This is a genomic window from Micromonospora palythoicola (genome assembly GCF_036689795.1).
In the GTDB taxonomy this organism is placed as follows: domain Bacteria; phylum Actinomycetota; class Actinomycetes; order Mycobacteriales; family Micromonosporaceae; genus Micromonospora; species Micromonospora palythoicola.
This window is the reverse complement of the sequence record NZ_JBAGKI010000007.1, coordinates 1-12,905: the sequence shown is the minus strand read 5'-3', so window position 1 is coordinate 12,905 and position 12,905 is coordinate 1. Positions and strand designations below refer to the sequence as shown.

Below are 12,905 nucleotides of genomic sequence, written 5' to 3'. Positions count from 1 at the left end.
CTGTCGTACCAAGATCGGCATGGTCACGGGCACCAACCCGCCGTCAGCAGGGCGGTGCGGAGCTGGGTGATCACCTGGGTGGGTGTGTGACGGATGGCCCAGGCCGGAAAGCGCAGCACCCGGTCGCCGCTCTGCCACAGGTCATTCTGTCGGCGCATGTCCGCCCATGCGGTAGCCGGGTCGAGGTGCTGACCGCCGTCGATCTCCACCAGCACCCGCCACTCCTCGAACAACGCGTCGAGGTAGCGGCGCCGACCGGCGGCATCCCGCCGGACCACCTGCCGAGTCGGCTCGGGCAGCCCGGCGCGCCGGACGAGTGCGAGGAACTCCAACTCAGGCAGGGAGTGTGCGCCACCTGCCGCGTCGACGGCCGCCCGGCGGATCAGGCCACGCCGCCGGGCCCGGGACAGGCGGTCGAGTACGCGCTGCACATCGTCGCCGCCGACGAGACGCTGCTGAAAGCCGGCCGCGATGATGGCACACGCCTCATGGTCACCGGCCGCCCATTGCGCCGCGTCCACGATCGACCGGGCCGGCATCGTCCGACGCGGCTGCCCGACGTCGAGGACGTCCTCGTCGGCCAGGATGGTGGTGCGGTGTACCAAGACGCTGGGCGGCAACGACCGCGGCCGGTGCGCTGCCGGTATCAGCAGGTGCACGACTCCGTCGTCGTGTCTGCGCAGGCCCCACGCCTGCGCCGCGCTCAGCCCACCGAGCACCGCCGCCGGGCCGACCGACAGGACGGCGATCCATGGCAGTTGCTCAGGTGTCACCGGCCCGTTGTGCGTCACATAGACGGCCCGGTGCACCTGCCGCCAACGTCCGGAAGCCACCCGGTGCCGGATGGCCTTCGGCGACAGGTGCAGCCGGGCCTGATCAAGGCTGAGCACCTGCTCCTGGTGGAACAGCAACCAGGTCAGCTCGTCCGCGTCGTCTCGCGGCAGGGCCGGTCCCCAGCCCCGGAAAGCCGCCCTCGGATCACGCCCCCCAGTGCCCCGCCGACCTGCCCTCGGATCGTCCCGACCAGCTCGCCAACCCGCCCTAGGGCCCGGTCCGCCTTCGCTTCGCTTCCCCCGCCCACGAGGCGGCCGCAACTGACCCCTGCGCCCCGCGGATCCGTCCACCCCGGACCCACACCCCACCCACCCCGCATCTTGTCCCGAATCTCGATTCCCCACACCCCCACCCTGCCCCGCCGCCGTCCCCCACGCTGCCCCTGTGGACAGCCGAGAGATCTTGGTCCCTGCGAGCCCTCCTGGGGGCGGTTCGGGACCAAGATTGGCGAGGTCAGTCGGTGGTGCGGGCCTTTGCCGGGGTGGACTTGGTGGCGGGGGTGTTCTTGGCCGTCGTCTTGGTGGCGGTGGCCTTCTTGGCCGTCGTCTTGGTGGCGGTGGCCTTCTTGGCCGTCGTCTTGGTGGCGGTGGCCTTCTTGGCCGTCGTCTTGGTGGCGGTGGCCTTCTTGGCCGTCGTCTTCTTGGCGGGGGCCTTCTTGGCGGCGGCCTTCTTCTTCGGGGCCGGACCCTTCGCCCGCTTCTCGGCGAGCATCTCGGAGGCCTCCTCCAGGCTCAACGCCTCGGGGGTCTGGCCGCGTCGCAGCGAGGCGTTGGTCTCGCCGTCGGTGACGTAGGGACCGAACCGGCCGTCCTTGATGACCAGGGGCTTCTCGGTGAGCGGGTCGTTGCCCATCTCCCGCAGCGGCGGGGCGGCGGCCCGGCGCTGGCGGGTCTTCGGTGCGGCCAGCAACGCCAGGGCCTCGTCCAGCGTGACGGTGAACATCTTGTCTTCCGAGTCCAGCGAGCGGAACTCGTCACCACGCTTGACGTACGGGCCGTAGCGGCCGTTGTTGGCGAACACCTCCGCGCCGTCCGGGCCGACCCCGACCAGCCGGGGCAGGCTGAGCAGCTTGAGCGCCTCATCGAAGGTGAGCGAGTCGGGCGACTGGGAGCGCAGCAGCGAGGACTTGCGCTCGCCGCTGGCCACGTACGGGCCGAACCGGCCGGACTTGAGCAGGATCGGCTCCCCGGTCGCCGGGTCGTCGCCCAGCTTGCGTTCGCCGCCCCCGCCGAGGAACAGCTCGTGCACCTTCTCCGGGGTCAGCTCGTCCGGCGCCAGCCCTTCCGGGATCGGCGCCCGGTCGCCCGGGCTGGTGCCCTCCTCGCCCTCAGCGGCGGGTGCCTGCTCCTCGCCGGGCACCCGGCGTTGCAGGTACGGCCCGTACCGGCCGACCCGCACCACCACCTCACGCCCGTCGTCGTCGGTGAACAGCGGGATCGAGTTGACGCTGCGCGCGTCGATCTCGCTGAGGTTCTCGGTGACCAGCTTCTTCAGCCCGCCCGCGTGCGCGATGGCCTGGTCGCCGGTGCCGTTGCTGCTGCCGAAGTAGAAGGCGGTGAGGAAGTCGACGGCGGCGTGGTCGCCACCGGCGATCTCGTCCAGCTCGTTCTCCATGCTGGCGGTGAAGTCGTAGTCGATCAACCGCGGATAGTGCCGTTCCATCAGCCCGATCACCGCGAAGGCCAGGAACGACGGGATCATCGCCTGGCCGCGCTTGACGACGTACCCCCGGTCCTGGATCGTCTGCATGATCGACGCGTAGGTCGACGGCCGGCCGATGCCCAGCTCCTCCAGCGCCTTGACCAGCGACGCCTCGGTGTAGCGGGCCGGCGGTTGGGTGTGGTGGCCCTGCGCGGCCAGTTCGTCGGCGGTGAGCGGCTGGTCCTTGACCAGGTTCGGCAGCCGGCGCTCGGCGTCCTCGGCCTCGGCGTTCTCGTCGTCACTGGACTCGACGTACGCCCGCAGGAAGCCCGGGTCGGTGATGGTCTTGCCGGTGGCGCCGAAGTCGGCCTCCTCGCCGCCGGAGGTGGTCGCCCGGATCCGCACCGAGACGCTGGAGCCGACCGCGTCGGTCATCTGCGAGGCGATGGTGCGCCGCCAGATCAGCTCGTAGAGCTTGAACTCCTCGGCCGACAACTCCTTGGCCACGTCGCCCGGAGTCCGGAAGTTGTCCCCCGCCGGCCGGATCGCCTCGTGCGCCTCCTGCGCGTTCTTCACCTTGCCGGTGTAGCGACGCGGCTCCGGCGGCACGCTGCGCTCGCCGTACAGCTCGACGATCTGCCGGCGGGCCGCGGCGATGGCGGTCTCCGACAGGTTCACCGAGTCGGTACGCATGTAGGTGATGTAGCCGTTCTCGTAGAGCCGCTGCGCGGTGCGCATCGTCTGCTGCGACGAGAACCGCAGCTTCCGGGCCGCCTCCTGCTGGAGGGTCGAGGTGATGAAGGGGGCGTACGGACGACGGCGGTACGGCTTCTCCTCGACCCGGGTGACGGTGAACGGTCGATCCGCCAGGCGGGCGGCGAGCCCTCGGGCCCCACCCTCGTCGAGGTGGACCACGCCGGCGCCGGGCCGGACCCGGCCGGTGGTCGGCTCGAAGTCCTTGCCGGTGGCGATCCGGTCGCCGTTCAACGCGACCAGGCTGGCGTTGAAGGTGCGCGGCCCCTCGCCCGGGTCGGTCACGGCGAGGGTGGCCAGGATGTCCCAGTACTCGGCGGTGCGGAAGGCCATCCGCTGCCGTTCCCGCTCGACCACGATCCGGGTGGCCACGGACTGCACCCGGCCCGCCGAGAGCTTCGGCATGACCTTCTTCCACAGCACCGGGGAGACCTCGTAGCCGTAGAGCCGGTCGAGGATGCGCCGGGCCTCCTGGGCGTCGACGAGATCCCGGTCGATCTCCCGGGGGTTGGCCACCGCCGCCTGGATCGCCGGCTTGGTGATCTCGTGGAAGACCATCCGCCGGACCGGCACCTTGGGCTTGAGGGTCTCCACCAGGTGCCAGGCGATCGCCTCGCCCTCGCGGTCCTCGTCCGTGGCCAGGAAGATCTCGTCGACCTCCTTGGCCAGCTTGGTCAGCTTGCTGATCTGCTGCCTGCGGTCGGCGGAGACGACATAGAGGGCGTGGAAGCCGTTGTCGACGTCGACGCCGAGCCGCGCCCATGCCTCGCCCTTGTACTTCGCCGGCACGTCGGCGGCGTTGCGGGGCAGGTCACGGACGTGCCCGAAGCTGGCCTCCACGACGTACCCCGGGCCCAGGTAGCCCGAGATCGTCTTGGCCTTCGCCGGAGACTCGACGATGACCAGACGGGTGGTTCCAGCGTTGCTCGGCACGTCTGTTTCGACCTCATTCCCACTCAATGGCCGCGCCTGGCCGGCTCGGGGCGCACTCGTCCCACCGGTACCCGGCGGTCCGGATGTCCAACGTAACGCGCCGTCCGTGTTTCGGGTTTCGCGGGCGAGGATCCGCCCCGGACGATCGGTGGTCACGCCGGACGGCGTCACCGTACACCCTGGGTAGGGTGTCGAGCGGGCCGCTGTGACCATGGCAGCCCCTCGGTGGAGGTCAAACCCGGCCGATTCTCCCTGTGTTCCCCGACACGCGGCTGTCTCGGATCGGACAGCCACGCCGGCCGTCAGACCCGGCTCGGCCAGGCCGTGGGCGGGCTCGCGGGCGGGCGCTCACCGACAAGTTCGGCCAGCCGCCGGGTCCGGTGGCGGCCCGCGATCCGGTACGCGGGACCGCCGGGTCCGGTCGCGACCAGCTCACCGGCCAGCCCGGCGGTGGCCAGAGCGGCACCGACGGCGGCCCACCGGGCCGGATCGTCACCGCCGAGGTGAAGCAGGAAGTCGGGCGGATCGGCCACTCCGGCGGCGGCGAGCCAGAGACGCAGCCGCCGGCCGTCGAGCTGGAACCCGGGCGGCGGATGCTGCGTCGGGCCGCGCAGCCAGGCCGCCGCGAGCGGCACGATCGTCCGGGTGTACGCGGTCCGCACCGCGTAGCGCTGGTCCTCGGTGGGCGCCCAGCTGCTGCGGACACCCCGCTGGGCCAGCTCGGCGACGAGCACGTGCACCCGCCACGCGGCCGCCACCACCACCGACAACCGGGCCGTGCCGCCCATCCGGTGCACCTCGCCCGGTCCGGCGAGCAGGCCGGCGAGGTCGGCCACGGCGGGCTCACCGGTCTCCGCGCCGAAGAAGACCAGTTGCCGGTCGCGGCCGGTCGCGTCGGCCGGCACCGGCGACGGGTCGTACGGGGAGTCGTCGTCGGCCGGCGCGTCGACCAGGGCGGGCCGGCGGCCGGTCGGCCGGCGGCGGCGCGTCGGTGGTGTCTCGGCGGGCGGCGGGAAGGACACCGGCAGCGGTTGCGCCGCCGGTGTCTCGCCGGGACCGCTCACCGGCATTCGGGTACCTCGTCGAAGGCGCGCTTCAACTCCTCGGAGTCGAGCCGGCTGGTGTCCAGCGCGCTGGCGTCGTACTCCTGCTGGAGGGTCTCCACCGCGTCGCGGACGCCGTCGTAGAACACGCTGGCCTCGCCGGTGCCCAGGCCGTCGATGGTGGTCCGGGCCCGGCCGTAGGCGTCCCGCATCGACGCGAGCGAGGCGCGGAAGCCGGCGGAGACCTCCTCGCCGTGCTCCACCTCGGGCACGCCGGCCTGCTCCACCTTGCGCCGGGCGGTCTCGCTGGCCTGCTCGGCGCCGCCGAAGAGCCGGACCAGGTTCTCCTTGGCCTGCGCCGGGGTGGTCTGCGCGGTCATCTGCTGGTCGGTGCTGTTGGTCAACTTGCTGATCTCGGCCCGCCAGGGGGTCAGCGCCGAGCAGACCGAGGCGGCCCAGGCGCGCGGGCTGGGGCCGCTGGAGCCGCAGGCGGCCACCAGCATCAGCGTGGCCAGGACCACCGTGAACTTTCCGGCGGCTGCCGCCCGGCACGTACGCATGCGTTGCAGCGTACGGCTTCTGTTGCCGGTCGGCACCGGTCATCGGTACCGGGTCCGGACAGGCGACCGGTCCCCGGCCGGCGGACAGTTCGCCGACCGGGGACCGGTGCCACGCGGGTCAGGCCTTGATCGCCTCCGGACGCGGGTCGGCGCTGCCGGAACCGCTGTCCGTGTCGTCGCCCATGACCACGCTCTTGCGCTTGCTGAACACCACCGCCGCGACGACGATCAGCGCCGCCACCACCGCGATGGTGATCCGCAGACCAGGGTTGCGGTCGTCGCCCACGCTCCACGCCACCACGGCCGGCGCGATCAGCAGCGAGACCAGGTTCATCACCTTGAGCAGCGGGTTGATCGCGGGGCCGGCGGTGTCCTTGAACGGGTCACCGACGGTGTCGCCGATGACGGTCGCGGCGTGCGCCTCGGAGCCCTTGCCGCCGTACGCGCCGTCCTCGACCATCTTCTTGCTGTTGTCCCAGGCACCACCGGAGTTGGCCAGGAAGACCGCCATCAGCGTGCCGGCACCGATCGCACCGGCCAGGTACGAGGCCAGCGCGCCGGGGCCGAGCCCGAAGCCGACCGCGATCGGCGCCAGGATGGCCAGCAGGCCGGGGGTCAGCAGCTCGCGCTGCGCGTCCCGGGTGCAGATGTCGACGACCTTGCCGTACTCCGGACGCTGCGTGCGGTCCATGATGCCGGGCAGCTCACGGAACTGCCGACGGACCTCCATCACCACGGCACCCGCCGAACGGGACACCGCGTTGATGGCCAGACCGGAGAAGAGGAACACCACCGCCGCGCCGATGATCAGACCGACCAGGTTCTGCGGGTTGGCCACGTTCAGCGCGTTGAGGATCTCGGCGCCGACGTCGGTCACCCCCGCGTCGCCGTACGCCAGTCGCAGGGTGTCGGTGTACGAGCCGAACAGCGCGGTCGCGGCCAGCACCGCGGTGGCGATCGCGATGCCCTTGGTGATCGCCTTGGTGGTGTTGCCCACCGCGTCCAACTCGGTGAGCGTACGGGCGCCGTGCTCGTCGATGTCGCCGGACATCTCGGCCACACCCTGGGCGTTGTCGGAGATCGGGCCGAAGGTGTCCATCGCGACGATCACGCCGACGGTGGTGAGCAGACCGGTACCGGCCAGCGCCACGGCGAACAACGACAGGGTGATCGAGCCGCCGCCCAGCAGGAAGGCGCCGAAGACACCGGCGCCGATGAGCAGCGCCGAGTAGACCGCCGACTCCAGGCCGACGCTGATGCCGGCGAGGATGACGGTGGCCGGACCGGTCTGCGAGCTCTTGCCGATGTCCTGCACCGGACGCCGGTTGGTCTCGGTGAAGTAACCGGTCAGCGCCTGGATGGCGGCGGCCAGCACGATACCGATGATCACCGCGCCGATGACCGTGCCGCGCGGGCCGAAGAGCGGGTCCCCACCGGTCACGCCCAGCGTGGTCCGCCAGTCGTCACCGAGCTGCGCCGCCCAGGACGGCTGGAGGTAGGCGAACGAGGCCACCGCGACCAGCACCGCCGAGATCAGCGCGGAGAGGTAGAAGGCCCGGTTGATGGCGGTCAGGCCGTTGCGGTCGGAGGCCCGCAGCCGGGTGATGAAGACGCCGATGATGGCGACCAGCACCCCGATGGTGGAGATGATCAGCGGCAGCACCAGGCCGTCGGTGCCGAACGCGGCCCGGCCCAGGATCAGCGCCGCGACCAGGGTGACCGCGTACGACTCGAAGAGGTCGGCGGCCATGCCGGCGCAGTCGCCGACGTTGTCGCCCACGTTGTCGGCGATGGTGGCGGCGTTGCGCGGGTCGTCCTCGGGGATGCCCTGCTCGACCTTGCCGACCAGGTCGGCGCCGACGTCGGCGGCCTTGGTGAAGATGCCACCGCCGACCCGCATGAACATGGCCAGCAGCGCGGCGCCGAAGCCGAAGCCCTCCAGCACGGTCGGCGCGTCACCCCGGAAGATCAGCACCACGAGCGCGGCACCGAAGAGGCCGAGACCGACGGTGAGGAAGCCGACCACGCCACCGGTCCGGAAGGCGATCTTCATGGCCGACTCCCGGCCACCTTCGCGCTCCCGGGCGGCGGCGGCCACCCGCAGGTTGGCCCGGGTCGCCAGCCACATGCCCGCGCCGCCGATGAAGGCGCTGAACAGGGCACCGACCACGAAGAAGAGCGAGCGACCGATCTTCACCGCGGTCTCGCTGCCGTCGGTGTCGTGCACCGGCAGCAGGAACAGCAGGACCACGGCGATCACCACGAAGATCGCCAGGGTCCGGAACTGCCGGAGCAGGTAGGCCGAGGCGCCCTCCTGCACGGCCCCGGAGATCTCCTGCATGTTGGTGGTGCCCTTGCCGGCGGCCAGCACCGTCTTCGTCAACGCGGCGGCGAAGGCGAGCGCGACCAGCGCGATCACCGCGGCGATGACGACGTACGTGACATTGGCTCCGGTGAGGGAGATCCCGCCGCCCTCGGCGGCCAAGGTGTCGGACATCTGTGTCCTCCTGTGCCGAACAACGCGCCGGCCGGTGGAGACGCACCGTCCGGCGCCTGGATGCGAATTCGCAAGCGCGCGCCGATCCACCCGGCGAACCAGCGACTCCACGCCCATCTGCGCTGGCTGCCGGGTGGATCACTTGCTGACAACCCGCGTACTCTAGCCGCCCCCAGTGTTCGAGGTCACACCGAGGTGGCGGCGGGTCTGGATGATCTCCGTCGCTGTGTTATGAACCGAAATCTGATATAGGAACCGGTCCATGGTGATCCGGTCGGTGGTCCGCGCTGTGTCAGCGGTGGACCGGCCACACCATCCGCACCTCGGTGCCGACGCCCACATCGACGGGGCGGACCTGAAGATCCTCGACGAATCCGGCGAGCAGGGCGAAGCCCACACCGGTGGTCAGGTCGTCCTCGTTCAGCGACTCGTTGGCCAACTGGTCGGCGTCGAGGGCGGCCAGCCCGATGCTCGCCTCGATCGGCGCCCGGTCCACCACCCGCACCGCGTACGTCCCCGAGTCGGACATCTCCACCAGCACCGGCTCGGCGAGGCCGTACTGGCGGTGCAGGGCGACCGCCCGGGTGCACGCCTCGCCGATGGCCAGGCGGACCTCGTCGAGCAGATCCTCGCGAACGCCCGCGCGCCGGGCCACCGCGACGCCGACCAGGCGGGCGGTACGCACGTGCACCGGCGCGGGCGAGAAGGAGAGCCGGACGGTGGCCATCACTGACCGGCGCCGGTCGCCGCTTCGACCGTCGGGTACAACGGAAACACCTGGTCCAACGCGGTGATCCGGAAGATCTTGAGCAGCGGCTCCTTGTCGCAGACCAGGGCGAAGGTGCCGTCCGCGGTCCGCAGCCGCTTGAGCGCGCCGACCAGCACACCCAGCCCGGTGGAGTCGAGGAAGTCCACCCGACCCAGGTCGACCACCACGTGCCGGGCCCCGGCGTCGATCAGTTCCAGGAGCCGTTCGCGCAGCCGGGGGGCGGTGTAGACGTCGACCTCACCGCCGACCTCGAGCACCGTGTGCTCACCCACGGTGCGGGTCGCCAGCGACAGCTCCATCCGTCCTCCTCAGGCAGCCGTAAACTCTCTTGGCATCTAACCACTACCCCGGGGGCGGGCCGACGACTCACCGGGGCAGCCCATCCGTACCCGGCACGCCGATTTCCCAACACCCGAACACCAGTGCGAGAGTGCAGGACGTGACCTCGGCAGCCACCGTATCCGCCGGCAGCGACCCCGAGCGCCCCACCGACGCCGTTACGGCCGGCCCACCGCTCGCGTCGCCCGGGGAGTTGCTGCGCCGGTTACGCCAGCGGCATCCCGCCGATCCGGTCACCCACGTCGAACGGGTGCCGCCCCGGATCGGGGTACCGGCACCGTGGCCGTCCTGGGCTCCGGAGGAGCTGCGCACGGCGTACGCCCGGCGCGGGGTGCCCACGCCGTGGCGGCACCAGGCCGAAGCGGCCGACCTGGCGTACGACCGCCGACACGTCGTGGTGGCCACCGGCACCGCGTCCGGCAAGTCCCTGGCGTACCAACTTCCGGCGCTGGCCACGCTGCTCGCCGACCCGCGCGCCACCGTGCTCTACCTGGCACCGACCAAGGCGCTCGCCGCCGACCAGTTGCGCGCCGTCGCCGCGCTGGAGATCGAGGGCGTACGCCCGGCCTGCTACGACGGCGACACCCCGCGGGCCGAGCGGGAGTGGATCCGGCGGCATTCCCGGTTCGTGCTGACCAACCCCGACATGCTGCACCACGGCATCCTGCCCGGGCACGCCCAGTGGTCCGGCTTCCTGCGCCGGCTGGCGTACGTGGTGATCGACGAGTGCCACGTCTACCGGGGCGTGTTCGGCTCGCACGTCGCCCACGTACTGCGCCGGCTGCGCCGGCAGTGCGCCCGGTACGGACGCGCCGACGGACCGACGTTCGTCCTGGCGTCGGCGACGTCGGGCGATCCGGCCGCGGCGGCCGGCCGGCTGACCGGCCTCCCGGTCACCGCAGTCACCGAGGACACCTCGCCGCGCGCCGGGGTCACCTTCGCCCTCTGGGAGCCGCCGCTGCTCCCGCCGGACCCCTCGACCGCCGGGCCCGGCGAGCCCGGGCCCGAGCTGACCCAGGTACGCCGGTCGGCGCTGCGGGAAACCGCCGACCTGCTCGCCGACACCGTCGCCGCCGGGGTACGCACGCTGGCCTTCGTCCGCTCCCGCCGGGGCGCCGAGGTGGTGGCGACCAGCGCCCGGCGCAGCCTCGACGAGGCGGTGCCGGGGCTCGGCGACCGGGTGGCCGCGTACCGGGCCGGCTACCTGCGCGAGGAGCGTCGCGACTTGGAGCGGGCGCTGCTGCACGGCGAGCTGCTCGGGCTGGCCTCGACCAACGCCCTGGAGCTGGGAGTCGACCTGATCGGGCTGGACGCGGTCGTGATCTGCGGATATCCGGGCACCCGGGCGTCACTGTGGCAGCAGGCGGGCCGGGCCGGGCGCTCCGGCCAGGAGGCCCTCGCGGTGCTGGTGGCCCGGGACGACCCGCTGGACACCTACCTGGTGCACCACCCGGAGGCCGTCTTCGGCGCGCCGGTGGAGGCGACCGTGCTCGACCCGGCCAACGCGTACGTGCTCGGTCCGCAGCTGGCCTGCGCGGCGGCGGAGGCCCCGTTGACTGCGGCCGACCTGGAGCTTTTCGGCGACGGCGCCAAGGAGGCCGTGGCCGCGCTGGTCGAGGCGGGCGCGCTGCGCCAACGGCCGACCGGCTGGTACTGGCGGCATCGGGAACGGCCCGAGGTGGATCTGCGCGGCGACGGTGGCGCCCCGGTCTGCGTGGTGGAGGCGGCGACCGGCCGGCTGCTCGGTACGGTCGACGGCGGCTCGGCGCATTTCCTGCTGCACCCCGGCGCGGTCTACCTGCACCAGGGCGCGTCGTACGTGGTCGACTCGCTCGACCTCGACGACGGGTGCGCGCTGGTGCACCCGGAGGAGCCGGACTGGTCCACGCACGCCCGCGACGTCACGTCGCTGTCGGTGGTCTCGGTGCGTTCCTACGTGGACGCCGGACCGGTCGGGCTCTTCCTCGGCGAGGTGGACGTGACCAGTCAGGTGGTCTCCTACCAGCGGCGACGGATCGCCACCGGCGAGGTGATCGACACCCGCCCGTTGGACCTGCCGGCGCGCGAGCTGCGTACCGTCGCGGTCTGGTTCACCCTCTCCCCCGAGTCGCTGATCGACGCGGGGGTGCCGCCGGCCGACGTGCCGGGAGCGCTGCACGCGGCCGAACATGCCGCCATCGGGCTGCTGCCGCTGGTCGCCACCTGTGACCGGTGGGACATCGGCGGGCTCTCCACGGCGGTGCATCCGGACACCGAGGCCCCGACCGTCTTCGTCTACGACGGCCATCCGGGGGGTGCAGGCTTCGCGGAGCGGGCGTACGGCATGGCCGCGTCCTGGCTCCGGGCCACCCGCGACGCGATCGCCGAGTGCGGCTGCGAGACCGGTTGCCCGTCCTGCGTGCAGTCACCCAAGTGCGGCAACGGCAACAATCCGCTGTCCAAGCCGGACGCGATCCGGGTGCTCGACGTGGTGCTCGCCAACCTGCCGACCTGACCGTGCCTGGTATGAAAACCGGGGCCACCGGGCAATGATGGTGGGAGCGCTTCCATAGAGCGCCGTGCTTGCCGTTCATCGTCCTTGCCAGCATGGAGGAGAGGCCGTGGCCGACACCATCGCCGAGACCGTCGACCTGCTCTACACCATCGATCAGGAGAAGCTCGACGTCAACCAGCAGATCGCGCTGGGGACCGCGCTCGCCACCCTGGCCCAGGCCGAACGGCTGGATCAGATCAACGAACGTCTGCGCACCATCCATCTGCTGTTGACCACCATGACGCACCGGTCGGGCGTGGACGGCGTCCGCTGACCGGCGGACCCTGCACGCAGCCGTTGTCCGACTGTGCGACACTCCGGCGCACCACAATCGAGGAGTTCTCATGCAGCTCGACAGCTTGCAGGCACAGCAGCAGTTCCACATCCGTCAGCGGGTGCGGTTCATGGTCAACCAGTACGAGGTGCACAGCGTCGCGCCGGACGGTTCCGAGGGCGGGTTGCTGGCGTTCGCCCAGCAGAAGCGGCTCGCCTTCAAGGAGCAGGTGACGATCTACACCGACGAGTCCAAGCAGCAGCCGCTGCTCGGCTTCAAGGCACGCCAGCGCCTGGACCTCGGTGCCACGTACGACGTCACCGACCACGCCGGCAACCCGATCGGCCTGTTCCGGAAGGACTTCGCGCAGTCCCTGCTCCGCTCGACCTGGCACGTCGAGCAGGCCGGTCTGCCCAACGTCACCGGTCAGGAGCGCAGCATGCCGGTGGCCCTGCTGCGCCGTTTCGTCGACTCGCTGTCCTGGCTGCCGTACCACTTCGACTTCGTCGCGGACGGGCAGCCCGTCTTCTCCGTGGTCAAGAAGTGGGGTCTGCGCGACCGGTACGTCGTCGAGATCCAGAACCCGCAGATCGACCGGCGCCTGGTGATCGCCATGGCCGTCGCCCTCGACGCCCTCCAGGGCCGCTGACGCCGGTCCTGACCCCGGCGATCCACCTGGCCCCGGGGCGGGCCCGGCGCCCCCGCCGCCGAGGGGGGCGGGGCCCCCCC

General features: G+C 71.7%; 10 protein-coding genes. 3 read left to right on the top strand and 7 right to left on the bottom strand.

All coding sequences use genetic code 11. The features are described 5' to 3' along the window. Positions 1 to 23 precede the first annotated feature (23 nt). The 7 genes from V5O40_RS04885 to V5O40_RS04855 all read right to left on the bottom strand — a co-directional run bounded on the left by V5O40_RS04885 (position 24) and on the right by V5O40_RS04855 (position 9,329). Complete coding sequence (locus V5O40_RS04885; protein ID WP_332904341.1) at positions 24 to 911, bottom strand: DUF559 domain-containing protein; 888 nt, start codon at positions 909 to 911, stop codon at positions 24 to 26. Positions 912 to 1,287: 376 nt separating this feature from the next. Continuing rightward, a complete protein-coding gene (gene topA / locus V5O40_RS04880) occupies positions 1,288 to 4,161 on the bottom strand; it encodes a type I DNA topoisomerase (protein ID WP_332904340.1) in 2,874 nt (957 codons plus the stop codon). A 302-nt stretch (positions 4,162 to 4,463) separates the two neighbouring features. Beyond that, entirely contained in the window at positions 4,464 to 5,231 is a 768-nt protein-coding gene (locus tag V5O40_RS04875; protein ID WP_332904339.1) for a hypothetical protein, read from the bottom strand. Then, positions 5,222 to 5,764, bottom strand: a complete 543-nt coding sequence (locus tag V5O40_RS04870; protein WP_332904338.1) for a hypothetical protein — start codon at positions 5,762 to 5,764, stop codon at positions 5,222 to 5,224. Before V5O40_RS04870 ends, V5O40_RS04875 begins: the two co-directional genes overlap by 10 nt. Positions 5,765 to 5,882: 118 nt before the next feature. Then, positions 5,883 to 8,261, bottom strand: a complete 2,379-nt coding sequence (locus V5O40_RS04865; protein WP_332904337.1) for a sodium-translocating pyrophosphatase — start codon at positions 8,259 to 8,261, stop codon at positions 5,883 to 5,885. A 292-nt stretch (positions 8,262 to 8,553) separates the two neighbouring features. Continuing rightward, entirely contained in the window at positions 8,554 to 8,988 is a 435-nt protein-coding gene (locus V5O40_RS04860) for an ATP-binding protein (RefSeq protein ID WP_332904336.1), read from the bottom strand. Further along, complete coding sequence (locus tag V5O40_RS04855) at positions 8,988 to 9,329, bottom strand: STAS domain-containing protein (protein ID WP_099847876.1); 342 nt, start codon at positions 9,327 to 9,329, stop codon at positions 8,988 to 8,990. The genes V5O40_RS04860 and V5O40_RS04855 overlap by 1 nt, the downstream gene beginning before the upstream one ends. A 233-nt stretch (positions 9,330 to 9,562) precedes the next feature. Here V5O40_RS04855 and V5O40_RS04850 point away from each other — a divergent pair, with 233 nt between their 5' ends. From V5O40_RS04850 to V5O40_RS04840, 3 genes are all read left to right on the top strand, one after another. Next, entirely contained in the window at positions 9,563 to 11,863 is a 2,301-nt protein-coding gene (locus V5O40_RS04850; RefSeq protein WP_408631830.1) for a DEAD/DEAH box helicase, read from the top strand. Positions 11,864 to 11,969: 106 nt separating this feature from the next. After that, a complete protein-coding gene (locus V5O40_RS04845) occupies positions 11,970 to 12,176 on the top strand; it encodes a hypothetical protein (RefSeq protein ID WP_164446462.1) in 207 nt (68 codons plus the stop codon). 70 nt (positions 12,177 to 12,246) lie between these two features. After that, a complete protein-coding gene (locus tag V5O40_RS04840; RefSeq protein ID WP_164446463.1) occupies positions 12,247 to 12,825 on the top strand; it encodes an LURP-one-related/scramblase family protein in 579 nt (192 codons plus the stop codon). Positions 12,826 to 12,905: the final 80 nt, after the last annotated feature.